This is a genomic window from Cohnella sp. OV330 (assembly GCF_900112065.1).
GTDB lineage: Bacteria > Bacillota > Bacilli > Paenibacillales > Paenibacillaceae > Cohnella.
The window spans coordinates 579,901-601,615 of sequence record NZ_FOKE01000002.1; the positions used below are offsets into that span (position 1 = coordinate 579,901).

Annotated in this window: 22 protein-coding genes; 7 read left to right on the forward strand and 15 right to left on the reverse strand. The window is 60.3% G+C overall.

The window, feature by feature from the left end; all coding sequences use genetic code 11:
- Positions 1-139: 139 nt before the first annotated feature.
- From BM235_RS06330 to BM235_RS32465, 4 genes are all read right to left on the reverse strand, one after another.
- Entirely contained in the window at positions 140-2,164 is a 2,025-nt protein-coding gene (locus BM235_RS06330; RefSeq protein ID WP_090110665.1) for a peptidoglycan D,D-transpeptidase FtsI family protein, read from the reverse strand.
- A gap of 426 nt (positions 2,165-2,590) precedes the next feature.
- A complete protein-coding gene (locus BM235_RS06335; protein WP_369803477.1) occupies positions 2,591-3,688 on the reverse strand; it encodes a transglutaminase domain-containing protein in 1,098 nt (365 codons plus the stop codon).
- Positions 3,689-3,708: 20 nt separating this feature from the next.
- Entirely contained in the window at positions 3,709-4,155 is a 447-nt protein-coding gene (locus BM235_RS06340; protein WP_090110669.1) for a hypothetical protein, read from the reverse strand.
- A 72-nt stretch (positions 4,156-4,227) separates the two neighbouring features.
- Complete coding sequence (locus BM235_RS32465) at positions 4,228-4,350, reverse strand: hypothetical protein (protein WP_255374093.1); 123 nt, start codon at positions 4,348-4,350, stop codon at positions 4,228-4,230.
- A gap of 389 nt (positions 4,351-4,739) precedes the next feature.
- Between BM235_RS32465 and BM235_RS06345 the strand changes: the two genes are divergently transcribed.
- Positions 4,740-5,981: an MFS transporter gene (locus BM235_RS06345; RefSeq protein ID WP_090110671.1), complete on the forward strand. Its 1,242-nt coding sequence runs from the start codon at positions 4,740-4,742 to the stop codon at positions 5,979-5,981.
- A gap of 268 nt (positions 5,982-6,249) precedes the next feature.
- Here BM235_RS06345 and BM235_RS06350 read toward each other — a convergent pair whose 3' ends face one another.
- Both BM235_RS06350 and BM235_RS06355 read right to left on the reverse strand, forming a co-directional pair.
- Positions 6,250-8,028 carry an ABC transporter ATP-binding protein gene (locus tag BM235_RS06350; protein ID WP_177244197.1) on the reverse strand — a complete coding sequence of 593 codons (1,779 nt, stop codon included), beginning with the start codon at positions 8,026-8,028 and terminating at the stop codon, positions 6,250-6,252.
- Positions 8,006-9,769 (reverse strand): ABC transporter ATP-binding protein, encoded by a 1,764-nt coding sequence (locus tag BM235_RS06355; protein WP_090110675.1) that lies wholly within the window; start codon positions 9,767-9,769, stop codon positions 8,006-8,008. Before BM235_RS06355 ends, BM235_RS06350 begins: the two co-directional genes overlap by 23 nt.
- A 192-nt stretch (positions 9,770-9,961) precedes the next feature.
- Here BM235_RS06355 and BM235_RS06360 point away from each other — a divergent pair, with 192 nt between their 5' ends.
- Positions 9,962-10,321 carry a DNA primase gene (locus BM235_RS06360; protein WP_090110677.1) on the forward strand — a complete coding sequence of 120 codons (360 nt, stop codon included), beginning with the start codon at positions 9,962-9,964 and terminating at the stop codon, positions 10,319-10,321.
- 62 nt (positions 10,322-10,383) lie between these two features.
- On the opposite strand, the gene BM235_RS06365 is transcribed toward BM235_RS06360, so the two are convergent.
- Together BM235_RS06365 and cyoE are read right to left on the reverse strand one after the other, a co-directional pair.
- Positions 10,384-11,106 (reverse strand): SCO family protein, encoded by a 723-nt coding sequence (locus BM235_RS06365; protein WP_090110679.1) that lies wholly within the window; start codon positions 11,104-11,106, stop codon positions 10,384-10,386.
- A 5-nt stretch (positions 11,107-11,111) separates the two neighbouring features.
- Positions 11,112-11,981 (reverse strand): heme o synthase, encoded by an 870-nt coding sequence (gene cyoE, locus BM235_RS06370; protein ID WP_090110681.1) that lies wholly within the window; start codon positions 11,979-11,981, stop codon positions 11,112-11,114.
- 355 nt (positions 11,982-12,336) lie between these two features.
- Between cyoE and gerQ the strand changes: the two genes are divergently transcribed.
- Complete coding sequence (gene gerQ / locus BM235_RS06375) at positions 12,337-12,819, forward strand: spore coat protein GerQ (RefSeq protein WP_255374094.1); 483 nt, start codon at positions 12,337-12,339, stop codon at positions 12,817-12,819.
- Here the strand turns inward: gerQ and BM235_RS06380 are convergent.
- Positions 12,806-13,123, reverse strand: coding sequence for a hypothetical protein (locus BM235_RS06380; RefSeq protein ID WP_090110683.1), 318 nt, complete (start codon positions 13,121-13,123; stop codon positions 12,806-12,808). The genes gerQ and BM235_RS06380 overlap by 14 nt on opposite strands.
- A gap of 95 nt (positions 13,124-13,218) precedes the next feature.
- Between BM235_RS06380 and BM235_RS06385 the strand changes: the two genes are divergently transcribed.
- Positions 13,219-14,202, forward strand: coding sequence for a metal-dependent hydrolase (locus BM235_RS06385; RefSeq protein WP_090111078.1), 984 nt, complete (start codon positions 13,219-13,221; stop codon positions 14,200-14,202).
- 159 nt (positions 14,203-14,361) lie between these two features.
- On the opposite strand, the gene BM235_RS06390 is transcribed toward BM235_RS06385, so the two are convergent.
- The gene (locus BM235_RS06390; RefSeq protein ID WP_090110685.1) at positions 14,362-14,586 is read right to left on the reverse strand and encodes an alpha/beta-type small acid-soluble spore protein; all 225 of its coding nucleotides are present in this window, start codon (positions 14,584-14,586) and stop codon (positions 14,362-14,364) included.
- A gap of 104 nt (positions 14,587-14,690) precedes the next feature.
- Between BM235_RS06390 and BM235_RS06395 the strand changes: the two genes are divergently transcribed.
- Positions 14,691-14,876: a hypothetical protein gene (locus BM235_RS06395; RefSeq protein WP_090110688.1), complete on the forward strand. Its 186-nt coding sequence runs from the start codon at positions 14,691-14,693 to the stop codon at positions 14,874-14,876.
- Between the two features lie 60 nt (positions 14,877-14,936).
- Here the strand turns inward: BM235_RS06395 and trpS are convergent, their stop codons facing one another.
- A complete protein-coding gene (gene trpS / locus BM235_RS06400; protein WP_090110690.1) occupies positions 14,937-15,944 on the reverse strand; it encodes a tryptophan--tRNA ligase in 1,008 nt (335 codons plus the stop codon).
- Positions 15,945-16,517: 573 nt separating this feature from the next.
- Here trpS and BM235_RS06405 point away from each other — a divergent pair.
- The gene (locus BM235_RS06405; RefSeq protein WP_090110692.1) at positions 16,518-17,612 is read left to right on the forward strand and encodes a permease; all 1,095 of its coding nucleotides are present in this window, start codon (positions 16,518-16,520) and stop codon (positions 17,610-17,612) included.
- An 84-nt stretch (positions 17,613-17,696) separates the two neighbouring features.
- On the opposite strand, the gene BM235_RS06410 is transcribed toward BM235_RS06405, so the two are convergent.
- Together BM235_RS06410 and BM235_RS06415 are read right to left on the reverse strand one after the other, a co-directional pair.
- Positions 17,697-18,113: an O-methyltransferase gene (locus BM235_RS06410; RefSeq protein ID WP_090110694.1), complete on the reverse strand. Its 417-nt coding sequence runs from the start codon at positions 18,111-18,113 to the stop codon at positions 17,697-17,699.
- 241 nt (positions 18,114-18,354) lie between these two features.
- Positions 18,355-20,145: a M3 family oligoendopeptidase gene (locus tag BM235_RS06415; RefSeq protein WP_090110696.1), complete on the reverse strand. Its 1,791-nt coding sequence runs from the start codon at positions 20,143-20,145 to the stop codon at positions 18,355-18,357.
- Between the two features lie 132 nt (positions 20,146-20,277).
- On the opposite strand from BM235_RS06415, the gene BM235_RS06420 reads away from it, so the two are divergent.
- On the forward strand, positions 20,278-20,514 hold the full coding sequence (locus BM235_RS06420; RefSeq protein ID WP_090110698.1) for a hypothetical protein: 237 nt from the start codon (positions 20,278-20,280) through the stop codon (positions 20,512-20,514).
- Between the two features lie 7 nt (positions 20,515-20,521).
- Here BM235_RS06420 and BM235_RS06425 read toward each other — a convergent pair whose 3' ends face one another.
- Both BM235_RS06425 and BM235_RS06430 read right to left on the reverse strand, forming a co-directional pair.
- Positions 20,522-21,229, reverse strand: a complete 708-nt coding sequence (locus BM235_RS06425) for a DUF2225 domain-containing protein (protein ID WP_177244205.1) — start codon at positions 21,227-21,229, stop codon at positions 20,522-20,524.
- Positions 21,230-21,273: 44 nt separating this feature from the next.
- Complete coding sequence (locus BM235_RS06430; protein ID WP_090110702.1) at positions 21,274-21,651, reverse strand: globin domain-containing protein; 378 nt, start codon at positions 21,649-21,651, stop codon at positions 21,274-21,276.
- Positions 21,652-21,715: the final 64 nt, after the last annotated feature.

Here is a 21,715-nt window from a genome sequence, read left to right on the forward strand (position 1 = left end):
ATTGTAAAGGATAAGGATCATTTCCCCATTCACGCTTCGTTTAAAAAAAGCTCCGCCGCAGATCGGCTCTCGCGGGAGAACACGGTCGTGCAGACGGAGCTTTAATCGATGCTTTTAATCGCAACGGTTCATTTATTCCTTATTGCCCCGCAGCCGTACCCGTCGTCGTCTTCGCCGGACCAGCGTCCGTCAAACCCACCGCCGCGTCGTACGCGTCGAAGATTTTGCGCGCGATCGGCGCCGCGCCCCAACCGCCGTAGCCGCCCTCGGGGACGACGACCGCGACCGCGAGCTTCGGATCGTTGGCGGGCGCATAGGCGATGAACACCGCGTTCTCGACGCGGCCGCCGCCGACGTCCTGCTCCGACGTACCGGTCTTGCGCCGGAACGAATACTTGAAGTCGTCGAAGCCCTGCACCTTGACCTGCGACATGCCGCTCTCGATCGTCTGCCAGTAGCTCTTCGGAAATTCGATCTTGTTCAGCACTTCGGATTCGTAGCCTTGCACGACGTTGCCGTCCGTGTCCTCGATGCGGTCGACGAACTGCGGCTTCAGCCGTGTGCCGCGGCTCGCGAGGGTCGTCGCGTACTGCGCCAGCTGAAGCGCCGTGTAGCGCCCTTGCTGGCCGAACGACGAATAGATGAGCGCGGACTGCGCGCTGCCCCGCTTGGACTCGATATAATAGTTGATCGAACCCTTCGATTCGCCCGGCAGACCGCTCTCCGTCTTGACGCCGAGCCCGAATTCCTTCATGTACTTGTCCCAGACGTCCAGCCCCTTGGAGCCGTCGCGCATGTAAAGCGAGTTGCCTACCATCTTCGCCATGTAGGCGTTCGAGGAGTGGGCGATCGCCGATGAAGGCGTCAATGTGCCGTTGGCGGCGCTGCCCGCGTTGCGGACCTTCGTCTTGTGGCCTTCTCGGCCGAACTCGAAGTAGCCCGGATCGGACATCGTAGAACCTGTTGAGATCAGGCCTTCGTTCAGGCCAAGCAAAATGGTGAGCGGCTTCTGCGTCGAGCCCAGGTTGACGAGGGAGGACGGGTGCTTTTTGCGCTCCTTCTCGTCTTCGTACGGCGCCTGGACCTCGCGGATCGCGCCGTTGCTCAGATAAAACTGGAATTGCTCGTAGTTTTTCGCGCTGATCCCGCCCTGCCACACGTTCGCGTCGTAGTCGGGCATGCTCGCCATGGCGACGACCTTGCCCGTCTTGACCTCCATCGCCACCGCGTAACCGGTCTTGGCGTTCGGGGCGCGCTCCTGCTTATTGTTAGAAGTGCGAATTTTCTGCAGATGCTGGGTGATCGCGTTTTGCGTCGCCAGCTGCACGTCCTTGTTGATCGTCAGGTACAGGTTGTCCCCCTTGACCGGCTTGGTGAGCTCCATCGGGCCGATGATCTGGCTCTGATTGTTGACCGGATAGGTTTTTAGCCCGTTGCGGCCGCGCAGCTCGGACTGGTACATAAGCTCGAGACCGTCGAAGCCGACGTCCTCGGTATCCAAGTACTTGAGCGTCGGGTCTTCCTGATCCTTGTTGATATCCTTGTAAAAATCAAGTGAGGTCGCCCCGGACAGCTGCTTCATATAGCCGACGAGCTGCGTCGCGACGCGTTCTGTGCTGTACTGGCGAATGCTCTCCTCGACGATGTCGATGCCTTCGAACTGGTCGCGGTGTTCGCTGAAGTAAGCGATCTCCTGATCCGTCAGCCCCGACTTGATGCGCCGCTGCTGGAACGGGTAGTGAACCTTGCCCTCGAAGTCCATGTCCTCATAGATCTCGGCCGCCGTGAGCGGTTCCTTCGCCTGATCCCCGTACTGCTTGAACACCGCCTCGATGCGCGCGGCCAGCGCGAGTCCTTCCGCTTTTTTGGTGCCCGGCTCGAGCGTGAAGTAGAGCGACTGCGTCGACGTGGAATAAGCGATCGGAAACCCCGTCGAATCGTAAATATTGCCGCGGATCGGCGGAATAGACACGTCCTTGGTCGCCAGCTGATGTTCCTGCTCCTTCAGATTCGGCCCTTCGACGAACTGCAGGTATGCGAGACGAATGATGAGAACGGAGAACAATCCGAAAACGGTAAAAAAGAAAAAGTTCAGACGAATGCTGAAGTGACGGCGGTTGCGTATCCCTCTCCGCTCCGCCTCTTCCGTCAGCTTGTCGCTCATAAGGCAGTTCCTCCTGTAAATGCTTGGCCCGCAAGCGGACCCTCATGCCGATGCGGCCGCGGTATGGACCGTCGGTACTGCAGGCGATGTCGCGATAGCGGCATTTTTTGCCGCTATCGGACGCCGCACACACTTTTCTAGCGCAATAGCGGTGTTTTTTACCGCTATCGGACGCCGCGCACGCTTTTCTAGCGCAATAGCGGCATTTTTTGCCGCTATCAGACGCCGCGCACGCTTTTCTAGCGCAATAGCGGCGATTTTTGCCGCTATCAGACGCCACGCACGCTTTTCTAGCGGAATAGCGGCATTTTTTGCCGCTATTTGACGCCGCACAAACATTTTTAGCGGAATAGCGGTGGCTTTTGCCGCTATCGGTCGTAGCCCGCACGGGTTCCGTCGCGAAGCGGCCGTTTTTCAGTTTCCGGCTTACGCCGATCGAATGTGCGTATCGTCGAATCGGGGCGGGTTGAACCAATCGCCCGTCTTCGCCCACGTCGAGTCGAGCGGGATCCACTCGCCGCGATCGCCGAGCAGCACCTCGTTCCAGGCATGCGGACCGTAGCCGCCCTGCCCGTTGTAGCCCTGGCCGGTCACGACGCGCACGTTCAGGCCGACCGAACGCGCCATGGCCGCGTACAGCCTGGCATAGTCGATGCAGACGCCCTCGCGCGTGCGGAACGTATCCTCCGGCGACTGCTCGCGCCACTCCCCCCGCTGCTCGTAGGCTTCGGCCTTTCCGTTGTCGTAGGCCACGCGGGTGCCGACCCACTCGTACAGCGCCCTCGCCTTCGCCTCGTCGCCGTCGGCCTGCGCCGTCACTTCCTTCGCCGCGCTTACGATGTCCGTCGGCAGGTCGGCGTCGATGATGTCGTAGCGCTTCTGCCATAGCTTATCCATCTCGCCCTGCATCGACGCGGCCAACACCGGCAGCCGCTCGGTCAGCAGATCGCCGGCGGCCGGCCGGATGATCTGCGCGGCCGCTTCGCGGTAGAGCCCCGACTGCTCGATATACTGGGCAAACACGCTCTGCGGCGATAGCGCGCAGTATGCGAACAGGACGGCGGTCACGAGGATCGCCCGTCCGCCGCCCAGCGCCGCGCCGATGAGGCCGCCGACGGTCCGGCTGACCGGCCCGCCGCCCGGTACAAGAACAAAAGGCGCGGCGCCCACGCGGATGAGCAGCGAGGAGACCGTGCCAAGCACATACCGAAGCAGCAAGTAGGCGATCAAAAACAAAACGGCGAAACGCAGCAGCGGGAGATCCCGCACGCCTGAATAAGCGGTGTAGCCAAGCTGTCTCCATGTCGAGGCGTCGGCGGCCGGCTGCGCCCATTCGCGATTTGCGAGCCAGCGCTGGACGGCGGGCGACGCCGCCGATGCGCTCCAGGCGGCAGCACCCATCGAGACGAGCGTTAGGAGCGCGCCCGACAGAAAAAGGAAAAGCTGCTTGGCGGAGCCCTTGGCGCCCCGCCTCATGCCTTGCAGGAGGGACACCGCTACGAGCGCCAGCAGCGCGATAGTCACGAAGTTCCCGTCCAGCCAGCTCATTTCGATGCTTGGAGCGCCGTCGTCACGAAGTCGCGAACGGGCCCTTCCATTTTCCACGTGCCCAGCGATACGCTCCGGAACTTCACGTCCACCTCGCCGGAGTTCGGCGTGCCCGTCAATTCCAGATTCGGAGATTTGACGAGATAGGTGCCGTCCGGGTTCAACGTATAGGTCGCTTTTTTGGCTTCCTCGGCCATCGCCTTGGACGCCTCGTCCTTCACGGCCGACGTCGCGGTCTCCACGACCTGCCCGCCGATCTCCTTCAGATCGCTCACCGTATAGCCCCCGTAGACGACGACGCCTACGACGATCGCCGCGGCGAGCACCCACTTCAGCACGGTTTTGACCACGTTCAATATGACCAGCAGCGCGACGACCGCGATCAGGATCAATACCCAATGATCGGTGACGAACTGCTTCCAGGCCTCGGGTTCGAAGCTCATAAGATCTCCTCCATAGCTATAAATCTGTACTCTATTATACTTTACAGATTTGCCCCGCGTAAAACCCCGGACTTAGGACCGGAATTTGAAAGCTTGCTCGCCGCGCCGGCGCTGGCGGTCTTCGGTCGTGTTGATAATGTAGAGATGCGTCCACCTGCCGCCGATCCGGATCGCCAGCGGCGCGATGGCGAGCACCAGCGCGGCCGCCGCGGCCAGCCCGATCCAAATAAGCGTCGCCTACCCGTTCGGTCAGCAGCTTCTCCGGGACCGCCCAGCGCATCATCGAACCCGGCAAAAAATAGACTGCCAACCTAACAGGCACGAACAGCCATCCGAAAAGAGAGCTTCGCAGCGTATAGGCCTGCAGGAAGGCAAGCGCGCTGACGAACAGCCCGCACAGTAAATAAGCCGCCAATAAATAAAATATGCTCCCGATTCGGCCGCCATGCGAAAAGTACCATGCACCGCCATACACTTCAAGCCCTCTTTCCCGCGAAAGGTCATATCCTCGTCCGCCTCGGCGTACAAGTAGAATTAACGTTTAAGACGCCCGTCCTGCGTCTTTGCAAATGGAGGCGAACGCAGTGAGGATGGCCATTTGGCTGTATTTGTTTTTGTTCGTCGCGTTCTTCGACCTGCACGCCCAGTATCCGATGCTCACGCCGTTCGCCGTGTCGCTCGGCGCCGCGCCCTCGTTCATCGGTCTGGTGATGGGGATGTACTCGCTCACGCACCTGCCGGGCAATCTGCTGGCGGGCTACGGCGTCGACCGGTACGGGAGCCGATTTTTTATCTCGGCCAGTCTCGTAGGCGCCGGCGTGCTGCTTCTGCTGCAGTCCAGGGTCACCGATCCTTTGCATCTGCTCTACGTCCGCTCGTTGAGCGGATTCGTGCTCGCCTTCTTGTCGCCGGCCTGTCTATCCCTGCTGGCGAAGCTGACGCGGGATCATATCAAGCGCGGCAAACTGATGGCGGGCAACGGACTCGTCCATACGATCGCCTCCGTCGTGTCTCCCGCCGCAGGCGCCTATCTCGCCGCCAAGGTCGGCTTCGCCCAGTCGTTCGCCTTCCTCGGTTGGGGGCTGCTCGCGACCGGCTTGCTGTCGCTATGGTTCGTGCGCGATCCGAAGCAAGACGCCGATGCGGATGTCGCTGCCGATGCGGCCGAGGCCGCGGGCGAAGCCGCGCTGGCGGAACAGACTTCGATGGGTGCGCCTGTTCCGAACGAAGAAGCTGAAGGGGACTCGGCCGCGGCCGTGCCGCGCAGGTTTCCTTGGGCCGTGTTCCTGCTGCCCGTGGCGATGGCGTTCGCGCAAGGCATCCTCTCCTTCGAGCTGCCGCTGCGGGCGATCTCGGCCGAGGACGGCGGCGTGCTGACGACGGGCATCCTGTTTTCCGTCGTGAGCCTGGGCGCGCTCGCCACGCTTAGCCTGCTGTTTTTGCAGCGATACTTGCCCTACTCCCGCTGCGTGATCGGGGTGCTGCTGCTCGCGCTCGCGTACTACGGACTCGCCTCGGACTGGCCGGTCCCCATGATGGCATTGCTGTTTATGGTGGGTATGGCCAAAGGCGTCGTCTTCCCCGCGATGACGTCGTTTCTGCTGCAGCTCAGCGGCCCTACCCGGTACGGCCGGACGTTCTCGCTCATGGCGATCGCCTCGTCGGTCGGCGCTTTTCTCGGCCCGGTGGCGGCGGGCGCCTTCCGCGGGCAGTTGTCGCCGTTCTTCCTCTCCTTCGCCATCCTCATGCTCGCGCTGCTGGCGCTGGCTCCCAAGCCCGTGTACAAGGAAGGCTGGCATCCGCAGCCGGCGGTGCCTCACGCATGAGGCCGAAAAACCAACTGCCGCATCCGAAATCGGGTGCGGCAGTTGGTTTGAATAGGGTTTTCTTTTCGTATAGCGATGTACGACATCTCAATTTTGCGTGACATGGGGCGCTTCGTCCCGATAGCGATGCGACATATCTTATTTCGCAAAAAATAGGGCGCTATCTCGCAATAGCGATGTGCCGTATCGTTATTTCGCAAAAATCGGGGCTCTATCCCGCAATAGCGATTTGCGGAATCACTATCTGCATCCGACGACGCTCGCGCCCTCATCCCGTCCCCCGCTCCTCTTTACCTTGCGAATGCAAATACAACTCCTCATAGTACCCGTGCTGTTCGAGCAGCTCGGCATGGCTGCCCGCTTCGACGATGCGGCCGCCGCTCATGACGAGGATACGGTTCGCCCGCATGACGGTCGAGAGCCGGTGCGCGATGACGAGCGTCGTCCGCTCCCGCGATACGACCCGGAGCGCACGCTGGATCAAGTGCTCGGTGTAAGAGTCCAAATTCGCCGTCGCTTCGTCTAGAATGAGGATCTTCGGCTTGAACACGATGATGCGCGCGAACGAGATCATCTGCCGCTCGCCCGCGGACAGCCCGCTCCCCCGCTCCGACAGTATCGTGTCGTAGCCGTCCTTCAGCCGGCCGATCAGATCGTCCGCCCCGACGAACCGGCAGGCGCGAATGACTTCCTCGCGCGTGATCTCCTCGTCGAACATGCGGATGTTGTCGACGATGCTGCCCGAGTACAAGTACGGCTCCTGCTGCACGAGTCCGACGAGACGATGAAGCGAAGACTGCGGAAGCGTTCGGATGTCCGTGCCGTCGATGCGGATATCGCCTTCCCATACGTCATAGAAGCGGCACAGCAGGCTGATCAGCGAGCTCTTGCCGGCGCCGGTCGTGCCGACGATGCCGATCATCTCGCCCGGCGCGATATGCAGATCCAGATCGTGCAGGACGGACACGCCCGTTTGATAGCCGAACTTAACGTGATTGAAGTCGATCCGCCCGGCGACCTCATCGCGCGCCAGCAGCTTCGTTTCCGCCGCGTCCTCGATCTCCGGCTTGACGGCGAACAAGCTCCAGATGCGGCCGACCGATACGGTGGTCGACTGCAGCGTGTTCCACTGCGACGTGATCGTGCTGATCGGTTGAAAAAACTGTCGGATGTACGTGATGAACGCATACAGGACGCCGAACTCGATCGCGCTGTCGAACGCCGCTACCCCGCCCAGCCAAGTGACGAGCGCAATGGAGAGGCTGCCCAAGATGTCGAACGACCGGTTGAACAGCACGTTGGTGCGGATTTCGCGCAGATTGGCCCGCAGGTACGTCCGGTTGTTGTCGGTGAACCGGTTCTGCTGCTCCCTCTCCTGGTGGAAGGCCTGGATCAGGTTCATCCCCGCCAGATTTTCCGCGGCGAAGGCGATCAGGCGCGACAGCGCCGCACGGGAGATCTGATACGTCTTTCTAATATAAGTACGGAATCCGATCGCGATGAGCGCGATGACCGGTAGCAGGATCAGGCAGTACAACGTAAGCCTGACGTCGAGCTGGAACATGATCGCGATGATGATAATAAGCGTCAATCCGTCGCGCACCAGCGAGAGGAGCACCTGCGAGAAAAACTGGTTCAGCGTCTCCGTGTCGCTCGAAACGTTGGTAATGAGACTGCCCGCCGGCATCCGGTCGAAAAAAGACATCGACTGTTTGCCGATATGCGCGAACAGGTCCTTGCGGATCCGGCCGATGATATTTTGGCCGAGATATTGGAGCAGATTGTTTTGCAAATAAGTAAAAAGGAAGCCGGACATCGCCAGTCCCAGATAGATCGCGCTGATGACGAGCAGCGTTTTGTAATCGTCGCGTCCTTTCAGGATGTTGTCGTCGATGGCGATTTTGACGAGATAGGGCTGCGCCAGATCGGCCGCGATGGCCAGCACCGTGCAGCAGAAGACAAGGAGAAACGAAAGCCTGTGAGGCCGTATATAGCCGAAAAAGGCGCGAAAAGCAGCCTTCTGATCAGCGGGCGGTCGGTTCTGCATCTTCGCGGCCCCCCTCCTCTTGAATAGCGTGCAAAGTCGCGTACAGGCCATCTTGCGCCAGCAGCTCCAGATGTGCGCCCCGCTGCACGATGCGTCCTTCGTCCATGACGACGATCTCGTCCGCATGCTTGAGCGCGCTGATCCGGTGCGCGATGATAATCGTGGTCTTGCCCTTGCGGGCTTTGCGGATGCCGTCGATGATCCGCTTCTCGGTCACCGCGTCGACGGCGCTGACGCTGTCGTCCATGATGAGCACCGGTGCGTCCTTGATCAGGCCGCGGGCGAGCCCGGTCCGTTGGCGCTGTCCGCCGGAGAGCGTAACGCCCCGTTCGCCCAATCTCGTATCGAAGCTCTCCGGCAGCTCGGCGATCGAGCCGTAGATCTGCGCCTGCTTGGCGGCTTTTTCAACCGTAGGCAGCTCTGTATCCCGTTTGTAAAAGGCGATGTTGTCGCGAATCGTCGTGCTGAACAGGAATCCCTCCTGGGGCACGTAGGCGATCTGGTTCCGCAGGCTCTCGAGCGTAAGATCCCGGATGTCCGCGCCGGCGAGGCGGATCGTACCGGGCGGCGGATCATATGCGCGCAGCAGCAGCTTGACGAGCGTCGTCTTGCCGCTGCCCGTCTTGCCTAGGATGCCGAGCGTCCGGCCCGGCGCGATATCGAGGCTGATATCGCGCAGCGACGGCCGCTCGGCATCGGGATAGGCGAAGCTGAGATGCCGAATACCGATCGCAGCCTGATCCAGACTGCGGTGACGAGCGCTCTCCGTTTCCCGGATATCCGGCTCTACCGCCATCAGATCGCCGATCCGCTCTAGCGAAGCGCGCGAACGCTGCATCGTGTTGATGACGTTGCCGATCGACTGCAGCGGTGCGACCATCATGCGGATGTACAAGGTGAGCTCGACGAAGTTGCCCAGCGTGATCGTATGCCGAATGGTCAGGTACCCGCCATAGGCGATCGTCACGATCATCGAGAGCGCGCCGAGAAACGGGATGATTGCCTGAAAAAGCGAAGAGACGCGCACGAGGCGAAGTTGGTTGTCGCGGATGCGATCGACCGTCTCGCCGAAGCGCCGGTTCATCGTCGCCTCCGCCGCGAACTTCTTCGTGACGCGTATGCCGCCGAACTGTTCCTCCGCCGATTCCGTCATTTTGCCGAGCGAGTCCTGGACGTTCAGGGAACGCTTGCGGATGACGGGACCGAACCGCGTCACGATCCACGGGATCAGCAGCAGCGGCAGTACGCAGACGAGGACGAGATACAGCGGAATGTCGCTGAGCGTCATCATGACGATCGCCGACAAAATGAGAATCGTCGCGTTGGTCGTCTGGTTGATCCCCATGGAGATCGATTCCCGGACGGCGGTCACGTCGTTCATCACGTAACTGAGCAGCTTGCCGACGCCGTTTTTCGAATAGAAGCGCTCGCTCAGCGTCGTGAAGTGGGCGAACAGCTTTTTGCGCATGTCGAACTCGTACAATCTGCCGAGCCGCATGACGACGTACTGGCCCGCGCCGGCCAGCACGCCGAAGGCGACGCCGACCGCCAGCAACGCCAGGCTGTAATCGACGATCGCGTCATGGGACAGCTTTCCCTGCTGCAGCCGGTCCGTAAAGCTCCCGAGCAGGCGGGGGTAGTAGGACTGGATCGCATTGCCCGCCGCGATGAGCAGGATCGCGAAACCGTATACATGCCACTTCGACTTGATGTAATCCCTGAGCATCCGCTTAGGCTTCAACCTGCATCACTTCCCGGTGAGAGATGGTCCTTGCGTATAGGCCCTATTCTAAAACTTTTTGACAGCGGTCTCAAACGCGCACCCGGTCGCCTGCGCTTAGCATGCCCGATCCGTGTGGTACAATAGAACGAACAACAGACGGCGAAAGCCGGCCAGCGCCGGCTTCACGCTTTACGAGGAGGCGCCAGCGCGTTGGACATCGCCATCATCGTCGAAGGAAAAAACGACCGCAGCCGGCTCGCGCGCGTCCTGTCTCCGGAAGTGCCGATCCACTGCACCTTCGGCACGCTCAGCTCGAGCCGGATCGAAGCGCTGCGCAAAGCGATCGGTCGCCGGCACGTTTACCTGTACATGGACAATGATTCGTCCGGGCGGCGCATCCGCGGCGTCCTTCGAGACGTTTTCCCGGATGCGGACCACATTTATACGCGGCGCGGCTACGCCGGCGTGGAGGGTACGCCCGAGGAATATCTGATTCAGCAGCTGGAAAAGGCGGGGCTCGAGGAATATATCCGCTACCCGGCGCCCGAGACCGATCCGTGGCGGGAATAGCGACCAAAAACAAAGCACCCCTCGACGCCGCGACAGGCGCGCCTAGGGGTGCTTTATCCATTTTACATCAGCTTCTTGACCGCTTCGTATACGTCATCGGCCGTCGCCGCACTCGGCTGGCCGGACGATGCGGGCAGGATTCGATCGCGCATGCGTCCCTTCTTGTCGACGAGGACGATTAGGTTCGCGTGCGAGAAAAATCCGTCCGCGTCCTTGACCGCGAGTAAGCCGTACTTGGACGCGAGATCCGCCGTCTCGGCTTCGTCGCCGCGCAGGAACTTCCAGCCCGTATAGTCGGCGTGGTACTTATCTCCGAACACGCGCAGCGCTTCCGGCGTATCGCGAACCGGATCGATCGTCACGGAGACGATGTCCACGTTTTTGCCGAACTCGCCGTCTGCCTTGAGCTTGTCCTGTACCTGCGAGAGCATGAACGTCGTCGGCGGGCAAACGTCCGGACAGTTGGTGAAGAAGAAGTAAACCAGGCGCACCTTGCCGTCGAGCGAGCTCATGCTTACATCTTTGCCGTCGATATCCTGGTAAGTAAAGTCGGGCGCGGCTCCCAGAACGGGAAGCTTGTCGGCTTGCTGCTGGCGGATGAGCAGCCAGGCGATCAGCACGAGCAGCAGCGCGAAGAGCGCCAACGAAAAGCCGTACCGCACATACCAAGGCTTCGCAGGCTTGACCTGAACGGTGCCGTCCAAATTGACGTTCAGGGGCGCCGGACCCGCGCCGGGTCGTTCTTGATTCCCGGATACGCCGGGTCCTTCGAACTCTTGAGACATGTACGCTACACTCCGTTCGTATCGAGTATCATCACGAGAAACATAATCATCAAATAATTGACCGAGAACAGGAAGTCCATTTTCGCCCACTTCTCGGTATCCTTCGCCACAAGCCCCGAGATTGCGTGGATGAGCCATGCGCCGACGATGACGACCGACAGCACGAGATAATAAATGCCGACGTAGTCGTACGTATACATCAGGATCGATGCGACGAGCAAGAGCAGGATGTAAGGAATCATCTGCCACTTGGTACGAAGAATGCCCTTCACGACCGGAAGTACGGGGAAGCCCGCAGCCCGATATTCCTCTACGCGGCGGATCGTCAGCGACCAGAAGTGCGGCGGCTGCCAGAGGAACAGCAGCGCGAACAGAATCCAGGCCCCCGCGTCCACTTCGCCGGTCACCGCGCAGTACCCGATCACGGGCGGCATCGCGCCGGAGATCCCGCCGATCGACGTGCTCCAGGTGGAGGTCCGCTTCAGCCAGATCGTGTAGACGATGCCGTAGACGAACATGCCGAGCAGTCCCAGCCAGCCGCAAAGCGGATTGACGAGCAGGAACAATATGGCGATCCCGAGCACGCCAAGCACGATCGAATAGCCCAGGACAAAGCCCGGGGCGAGCCGTCCCTGCGGGAGCGCGCGATCGCTCGTGCGGGACATCTTGGTATCGAAGTCCCGGTCCCAATAATTGTTAAAGACGCATGCCGCAGCCATCGTCAGCGTCGTGCCGATCAGCATCCAGAGCAGCTCCAGCCAAAAATCCCAGCTCTGGATTTGCCACCTGGATGCGACCCAGAACCCGCCGAATGCCGCTATGAGGTTAAGACGGATGATGCGCGGCTTGGTCAGGGCCACAAGATCTTTGAACACGGTGTGCCTCCTTCAAACATAAAAAGCCGCAAGCGGCTGAAACGTTATCTATTTCCTTCTATTAGATGATAACCAAATCTGCACACCTTGACAATGTTCGCGCGGGGCTGTTCATCAAATCGCCACCTGTGCGCCATCGGGCCGACATCCGTCCGCCTTCAAAGCGTCAAAAAGCGTCGGCGTTTGTTGTCACCTTTCGCCCATGGGCGCAATACACTGTACGGAGACATTCGCCCAGGCGACCGGGCAGGCGACGACTCGCCGCGGACCGCCGCGAAGCAACAGGATGGCAGTCCGATTGCCCGCTCGTTTATTAACCCGCGCTTAGGCGCCCCCAATTAAAGGAGGATCTCCCTTGTACAATCAAATGGCTTGGCCACAGCGCAGCATGCAGCAGATGCCGATGAACGCAACGACCGCAGCACAGCCGAACGTCGGCATGATGCCCGCAATGCCTTCCGGCATGGTGGCCGTTCCGAACGGTTCGATGCCGATGAACATGATGCCCCCGGCCGCTATGCCGATCTCTAACCCCGGCGTGGCCACGTTCATCCCGGCACCGGGCCGCGAGGAGTCCTACGTCGAGAACATCCTGCGCATGAACCTCGGCAAAGTGGCCACGCTTTACATGACCTACGAGAACAACAGCGAGTGGAACGCCAAAATCTTCAAGGGCGTCCTTGAGGCCGCCGGACGCGATCACATCATCATCAGCGATCCCGCGACGGGCATGCGGTTCCTGCTGCTTACGCTGAACCTCGACTACATCACGTTCGACGAGCCGCTTAATTATAATTTGCCCTTCGGCACTGCGGGCAATCCGATCACTCGCCGCTAATCGGCGCGGTTCCGGGAGCGACGAAGTCGACGGGGGCGAAGGTCCACACCCTTAAGCCTTCCCGTCCCCCCTTCACCCATGAAGCCATCTCCGACCAAGAACGCCCTTCGAGGCGTTCTTTTTTCATGGCCGATGCTTCTCGCTCGTCCGCGGGCCGACGCAGCTCGACGAATACGCCGGGCTGTTCCCGGTTTTCCGCCAACTCCGCTTCCTCCCATCTCGACGGCGTCTCGCCGGCCCAGGCCAGAAAGCGTTCCCTGTTCGTTTCCGGAATGCTGTATTCGCAAAACAAGATTAAGGACATGCGGTTTCTTTCCCCTCATATTTGAATGGAGCGGCGCCCATACTATACCGATGCCGCGCCACGCGGCGAATCTGACGGCAAAGGAGATCATGATCATGGATTCCGGGACGCATCTCGTTTTCGGGCTCGGACTGGGCGGACTCGCCTTGATCGATCCCGTCATCGCCTCCGAGCCGTACGGCCCCGTCGCGGTGCTGATCGGCACGGTCGCGGGCTCCCAAGCCCCCGACTTCGACACCGTGCTGCGATTCAAGAGCAATGCCGATTATATCAAAAACCACAGGGGCATGTCTCACTCTTTTCCTGCCATCGCCGGATGGGCGGTCCTGATCACGCTGGCGCTTTCGCTTATTTTCCGAAGCGTGTCCTGGTGGCATATCGGCCTTTGGGTGCTGCTCGCCGTGATCGTCCACGTGCTGAGCGACCTGTTCAACTCTTATGGCACCCAGGCTTTCCGGCCCGTGACGCGCAAATGGGTCGCATGGAATATCATCCATATTTTCGATCCGTTTATTTTCGGCGCGCATCTCGTCGCCATTCTGCTCTGGCTCACGGGCTGGGCGAGCCCCACCGTGGTATTTCCCGTGCTGTACGCGATGTTGGCCGTTTATTATGTCTGGCGGAGCGTCGTGCATCGTCGGCTGTCGGCCCGCATCCCGTCCCGGGATCCCGAACGGCGCGAAGGCGACCAGTACACGCTGCTGCCCACGCTGAACCTGCATCGTTGGAACCTGGTGCGTCAATCGACGGACTGCACGTTCGCCATCGGCGAATGGGACAAAGGCGCGGTGCACTGGATCGACCATACGAAGTGCGACGTCCATCCGGCGGTCGATGCGTCCAAAAAGAACAAGGACGTGCAGGCGCTGCTGAACGTCACGCCGTTTCCTTGCGCGCAAGTCCGAGAGCAGCCTTGGGGCTACGAGGTTCGCTGGATCGATATCCGGTACCGGCACCGCAAGCAGTATCCTTTTGTGGCGACGGTCATGATGGACGCATCCTTTAAGGTCTTTCAATCTTACGTGGGCTGGCTCAGCGACGATCGCCTAGAGAAGCGTCTTCGCATGAACGCTTATTGACCGGCCGCTTCGCTCCCGTTCGCTTCGCGATCAGACGGCTTTGGCCGTCTTTTTCGCGCGAGCGATCTTTTTTGCCCGCCAAAGGTTGACCTCGGCGCCGCTTAGGCGCACAATAAAAGCCCGAGGGGTTTCCTCGGGCTTTCGGTGAGCTAACGGATGTTAGCGGCTGCCACCGGAAAGTTGTTGCTCGGCGATTTGAACCAGCTTCTTGGTGATGTAGCCGCCAAGGGAGCCTGCGTCGCGGGACGTTACGTTGCCATAGTAGCCGTCGGAAGGGATTTGCACACCCAGGGATTGAGCGGCTTCCAACTTCATGTTTTCCAGCGCTTGGCGGGCTTGCGGGACCAGAACTTGATTACGGGAACCGGAGCTATTGCTTGCCATGATTGATATTTCTCCTTTCGTCCTGCTTAGAGTGGTGTTGGTTGCAAGCTTGCGTTGTTATTATGCTATGCTTGAAGAAAACTATACTCGGAGGTGAACACATTTTGAACAAACCTTTGGGACTTTTGTTCGCGGTCGTCTCGATGCTGCTTTTGCTCGGTACGGCGATATCGATCGATTATAACGGATGGCTCGCATCCGGCTTGGCCGTGCTGGCATTCGCCTTCATCGGCTGGGGCTTCACGCTCAAGTCGAAGATCTCGAAGCGGCGGGAGATTAGACAGCGCTAATCGCAAATGAAAAGGCCTGCATGCCTCCTCGAAGGAGCATGCAGGCCTTTTTTTCGCTTCTTATTTGAGCGGCGGCAGGAAGCCCATCGCTTCCTTCACCTCGGACAGCGTCTTCGCCGCGACTGCGCGCGCCCGCTCGGCGCCTTGCTGGAGGATGCGGTGAATCTCCCCCGACGAGCGGATCTCGGCGTAGCGGCGCTGCAGCGGCTCCAGCACGCCGACGACCTGTTCTGCGAGATCTTTCTTGAAGTCCCCGTAGCCCTTGCCCTCGTAACGGTTCTGAATGTCCGCGATCGACTCTCCCGAGCAGTTCGCGTATATGCTGAGAAGGTTGCTGATCTCCGGCTTGTTCTGCGGGTCGTATGCGACCTCGCGGCCGAGGTCGGTCTTAGCGCGCGACAGCTTTTTGCGGATGACGTCCGGCGGGTCGAGCAGCGCGATGTAGCTGCCCGCGTTCGGATTGCTCTTGCTCATCTTTTTGGAGGCGTCGTCAAGCGACATAATACGCGCGCCTACCTTGGGGATGAACGGCTCCGGCACGACCAGCGTCTCGCCGAAACGATGATTAAAACGACCCGCGAGATCGCGCGTCAGCTCCAAATGCTGCTTCTGGTCGTCGCCGACCGGGACAAGGTCCGCTTTGTAGAGCAGGATGTCCGCGCTCATCAGCGGCGGATACACGAACAATCCCGCGCCGACCGCGTCTTTGCCCGCCGACTTGTCTTTGAACTGCGTCATGCGCTCCAGCTCGCCCATGTAGGAGAGCGTCGTCATCATCCAGCCTAGCTCCGCGTGCTCGTGCACGTGGGATTGCACGAAAACGGCCGCCTTGTCCGGATCGATGCCCGCTGCCAGATAAAGCGCCGCAACCGATTCGGTATTTTCGCGCAGCGCCGCCGGTTCTTGCGGCACCGTGATCGCGTGCAGATCCACGATCATAAAGTAGCTGTCGCATTCGTGCTGCAGCGAGACGTAATTTTTCATCGCGCCGATGTAATTGCCAAGCGTCAGCTGTCCGCTCGGCTGGATGCCGGAGAGGACGCGCTTTTGTCCGTTTGCTTCGCTCATTGTTCATTGCTCCTTCGGTTCGCAGGGATACGCGCGCTTGCTGGCAAGCTCGCGGTGAACGCAAAAAGACCTCTCCGTCAAAGGGACGAAGAGGTCGTGGTGCCACCCTTAATTCGCTCTCGCCGATCGCATGCCGCCTATTGAAGACGGTCGCCCGACGCGAGCCTTAAGTTCCGGTAACGGGGAACGGACGGACTGGATGGGAACCTCGCGGTCAGGCAGGCATATGGCCTGAAAGACGCGAAAATTCGTTGCCCAGTCGGCTCCGAGATCCATTCGGCCTTGGAGGAACGCCGGTTCGCAGCAGCCACCGGCTCTCTGAAGTTCCTTGCCACGCTTACTTGTTCTCATCATCGCCTCGTATGTTATCGTCCATTATACGCGAGGAACGTTAGAAGTCAACCGCCGAATCGGCTGCCGTAAAAGGCGACGAGATCCTCGCATGCATCCGCCAATTCGCTGTTCTGGAATCGGACAAGTCGCGCATATTTGTAATCGTTGACGGCGACGCGGCGCTCCGGCTTTGCCGGGCGAGACCCGCGCGCGTCCCATCGGAGAGGAGCGTGCACGGCCATGACTTTAACCGCGCTGCGCGGCGCGACTTGGGCGGCTGCCGCCGGATGCTTATATGTGGTTTGGAAACTGAATCCGAACTGGCCGTCCGTCTTTTTTCGTTCTTTCTTTTCCGTCCTGCTCGACGCGTTTCCCTTTCTCGTGCTCGGCGCCCTGGTCTCCGCGGCGCTGGAGACGTTCGTGAGCGACAAACTCGTCCGCGCCGCCGCTCCCAAGAGCCGGCTGGGCGGCGTGCTGTTCGGCAGCCTGCTCGGCCTCGCGCTCCCGCTGTGCGAGTGCGGCATGATCCCCGTCGCCCGCCGCCTGATCCGCAAAGGACTGCCTGCATACATCGGCATCGTCTATATCATCGCCGGCCCGGTCGTCAATCCCATCGTCTTCGCGTCCACGGTTGCCGCGTTTGACGGCGATCCGTCGATGGCCTTCGCCCGCTTGCTGCTCGCCCTGGCCGTCGCGATAGCCGCAGGCACGGCCCTGCTGCTCTTCCTGCGGCGAAACCCGCTCAAGGAAGAGGCAGGTCCGATCGGATGCACACATGGGCATGAGCACGGCCATAGTCATGAGCATGAGCATGGGCACGGGCACGGGCATGAGCACGGGCACGGGCACGGGCACGGGCACGGGCACGGGCACGGGCACGGGCATGGGGCTTCCAAGGCGGCGGGGCGGCGCGCGCGCATGTCGACGGTCCTCTCGTCCATCTCCTCCCATGCCATGATCGACCTTCGCGACATGGGGAATTATTTATTGATCGGAGCCGCATTGACGGCACTCGTTCAGACCGTGCTTCGGTCGCAGACATTGGAGGCCGCGGCGGGCCACAACTGGTTGTCGCATATTTTCCTGATGGGCTTCGCATTCCTGCTCTCTCTTTGCTCCACATCCGACGCCTTCGTGGCAGCACCTCTCGACGGCTTATTCCATCCCGGGGCCATTCTTGCCTTCCTCGTCTTCGGACCCATGATCGACCTCAAGGGCTTGACCGTCATGCTGTCCGTCTTCCGCAAAGGCTTCGTCATCCGGTTCGCGCTGCTCGTCTTCGCGCTCGTGCTGGCCGGCTCGATCTTGGCCGAAAGACTGCGGTTGCTGAATTGAGCGCAATCGCCACGCGCGCTTCGAACGCGACAAAGAAGAGGCAGTCGCCGTCGGCGCCTGCCTCTTCTACTAGGAATCCCCCGCTCAATGCTCGCCGGATCTGTCGCGCTTGCCCAATTTTTTGTTGTTTACATGAAATAAAACGTTTGCCATATTATAGTTCGATTCGAACGTCACGCTTAAGTATAACTTGCCTTGCTTGACTCCAAAATCATATGTAACTTCCCCATGCGTCCAGCTCGTCTTGCGCTTGATCGACTCCACCGCCGCTTTCCGCAGCTCGCCGATCGAGCTATCCGTCAGCCCATCCGGCTTGACATCCCCCGTCGTCCTGCGTTCCGCCAGATCGACCGGCAGATGGCGAATGCCGAACTTCCCGACGGTATCATTGCGCACTTGAAGGACGATCGTCCCGGCCGTCATGCCCTTCAACTCGCCTTCCATTTGCCGGAAAGCCATATCCACCTGCCTGGCTAGCGGGACTTCAAACTCATAAGTCATAATTCTCCTCCTTTAATCTGGGAGATACTCCCCATTGTCGCCAGGTATTACCTACGACTTATGAATCATTATAGGGTAGGTATATTAATTATTTCAACAATAAATTTAGAAAATTCGACTAAATCACTTATTTTTTTCTCTATTTGTTACTTTTCAACAATTTTCATCAAAACGCAAAGAACCGCACACCTCAAGTGTGCGGTTCTTCCGCTCGCTTTCCCATATCGCTATCCTTGAACGCTTAACGCGCGCACAGCGCTTCGAACGCATCGACGTCAGCCGTCGCGCGGCGCACGGCCGCCTGCCAGAAAGCCGGTTTGTCGAGTTCGACGCCCAGATGGCGCCTGCCGAGCTCCTCGACGGTCATCAGGCCGGTATCCCGCAGCAGCCGGTCGTAGCGCTCGTGGAAGCCCGGACCTTCGGCTTCGGCCACGGCCGCGATGCCCGTGCTGAACAAGTACCCGAATGTGTAAGGGAAATTGTAAAACGGCACGTCCGTCGCATAAAAGTGCAGCTTGGCCGCCCAGAAGTGCGGATGCCAAGACGCCAAAGCATCCCCGAACGCTTCCTTTTGCGCCGCGACCATCAGCTCGTTCAGCGCCTCGGCGTCGAGCATCCCGCTCTTGCGCGCTTCGTAGAATCTAGTCTCGAACAGGAACCTCGCTCGAATGTTGTTGCAGAACGCCGAAGCCCGCTGCAGCCGCTCGTCGAGCAGCGAGAGCCGCTCCGCGTCGCTGCCTGCAGCACGCAGCAGCGCATCGCTCACGAGCCCTTCGGCGAACGTAGATGCCGTCTCGGCGACGTTCATCGCGTAGTTCCGTCCGAACTGCGGCAAGCCGTCCACGCAGACGTCGTGGTAGGCGTGCCCCAACTCGTGAGCCAGCGTCGAGACGTTGTCGGGCGTTCCGGAGTACGTCATGAAGATGCGTGTCTCCCCGGTTAACGGGAAGTCGGTGCAGAAGCCGCCTGGCCGCTTGCCCGCCCGGTCTTCGGCTTCGATCCAGCGCCCGCCGAACGCGCGCTCGGCAAGCTTGGCCTGCGCGGGCGAGAAGCTGCCGAAGGCGTCCTTGATCAGCGCGGCCGCTTCGTCGTAGCCGATCGCGCCTCCTTCCGCGCCTACCGGCGCCGACACGTCGTGCCAATCGAGACGTTCCTTGCCGAGCAGCCGGGCCTTGGCCGCCATGTAGCGCTTGAGCGGCTCCATCCCGCCCGAGACGCCCTCCCACATCGCATCCAGCGTATCCCGGCTCATCCGGTTGATGAGCAGCGGCTCCTTCAGCGGATCCTGCCACCCGCGCGCCTGATACAGCTTCAGGCGGAAGCCCGCAAGCCGGTTCAGCGCGTCCGCCGCGAGATCCGCTTGTCCGGCCCAGGCCGCTTCCCACTTGGCGCCCATCTCGTCGCGCACCTGCTGGCTCGGATGCGACAGCTTGTTGAAGGCCTGCCCCGCGGACAACGTCTTGACCGTGCCGTCTTCTTCCCATGGAATGGCGATTCGGCTGACGATGGTCTGATAGTTCTCGCCCCAGCCGTGGTAGCCGTCGACGGCCAGTTCGCTGGCGAGCGCCTCAAGGGCGGGCGGCAGCTTCTCCTTGACGAAGTCCCGCCGCTCGCGGACGACGAAGGCGATCTCGGAGACGGGCTCCGAGGCGATCCAAGCCTCGAGCCGCTCCTCCGGCACCAGAGCCAACGCCGCATCATACAGATCGAGCGACTGGCCGAGCTTGGCGGACAACGTCTGGAGCTTCTCCGTCCAAGCCGTCGCCTTGCGGTCCTCCATATTTTGCGCGGACAGGCAGCCGACGTAGGAGAACGCCTCCCGCAACCGGGCCATAAGGTCCTGCAGCCTGGACGTCCAATCGTTCAATGCCTCGTCGCTCGCAACCTCGCCTTCGCCGGCGGCTTGAAGCTCCGCGAGCAGCGCGACTGTCTCCTTTTCCAGCGCTTCCGAGAACGCAGCAAATTCCGGGGATTCGGAACCCCCGGAGAAAATTTTGTCCAGATCCCATATCTGGGAGTAGCTGTCCGTCATCTATGATCCCGTCCTCTCTCGCGTTGCCGGCGATCGGCGTACCGATTGCCATCGGCACCCGGACATTGTCAGCCCGTCCCATCTATTGTATCGTTAATGGACACGGTTTCGCCAGAGAGGAGAGGGGAAGACATGATCCCATTTCGCAACAGCTTGCCTTACGACATCCAGATGAACGAGGTATACGCCTCCGAATGCCCGTTCTGCCGCCAATCCCACGTTCGCCTGCCGATGAAGACCGAGGAGCTCGACCAGCTGCGCGGCGGCCTCATGAAGCGCACGATCGTCATGCCTTGCTGCAGGTCGAGACTCCAGCTCGTGGACGCCGACAGCGACTACTTACTCGCGAACAAACCGCTCCGCGCCTGACCCGCCCTCAACTTCCGATCCGCTGCATCTCTTCGGGCAATTCGGCCCCCCTGCCCGACATCTCGTCGCGGACCGCATGCCAGCCTTCGCGCGAGGCGCGAATCATCGCCGAATCCATGATGCTCTTGTCGTGGATGACCCGGCTGAACCATCTGACCGCCTCGTGAAAATGACCGAGACGCCGGTTCAACTCGCCGATCAGGTACAGCAGGCGGGCGTTGTTCATCAGCTCGCGCTCCGACTGATACGTCTTAATATACGCTTCAAGCGCGTACTGAAGGAATCTGCGCTCTTGCTCCGCATTGCCCTCGTACCGGTACAGCCAAGCGATATGATGCAGGATGCCGGCCACGACGCGATCCTTTTCCTTGATGATTTGCCCCGTCAGAAGCGCAAGCTTGTAGCAGGCCAGCGCGTCCGCCGCGCTGCGCTCCCCGCCGTAGTCGTTCATCTTCCAATGCTTGCCGATACGCTCGAGATAGGCGTTCCGCTGCCAGTCCACGAGGCGCTGGTTTGAATTTTCCGTCGAGGCGAATCCGCAGTACGGGCAGACGCGCACGACATAATAATCGGGATTGACCGATTTGAAATAAGAACAAAAGTCCGAATCCGAACGAATCGCGCGCTTCAGGCTCGGCCTAACACGGGAGGTCGCGAACTCGGCTTCGCAGCATACGCATGCAACCTTGGTCTGGTACAGGGGTTCCATCCCGATCCCTCCATGTGGGACGCGTCCCGGCGAACGCGCGAGACGGTCAGTTACTCTTCGGTGTTCACAAAATGATGCGCCGGACCGGACAGCCGTTCCAGCACGAAGGCCTTAAGTTCCTCGGACAGCTCCGTCTCGTCGAGCGACCGCCGCATGCAATCCAGCCATGCCTCGGCTCTCGCGGGCGTGATCGGGAACGGCAGATGCCTGCCCCGCATCATCGGATGCCCGTAGGCGTCGGAATATAAAGTAGGTCCCCCGAAAAACTGCGTCAGAAACATGTACTGCTTGTCCATGACAGGCGTGATGTCTTCCGGAAATAGCGGAGCCAGCAGCGGATGCTGCAGCACCTTCGGGTAAAATCCTTCGACCATCTTGCGGACGGTAGCCGCTCCGCCGATCGCTTCGTACACACTTCCGTAGTTCATAGGTTGCAATCTCCTCCCGATTCATTTTGCGGGTATCGGGACTTACTACCTGAAGTCCCTTTAT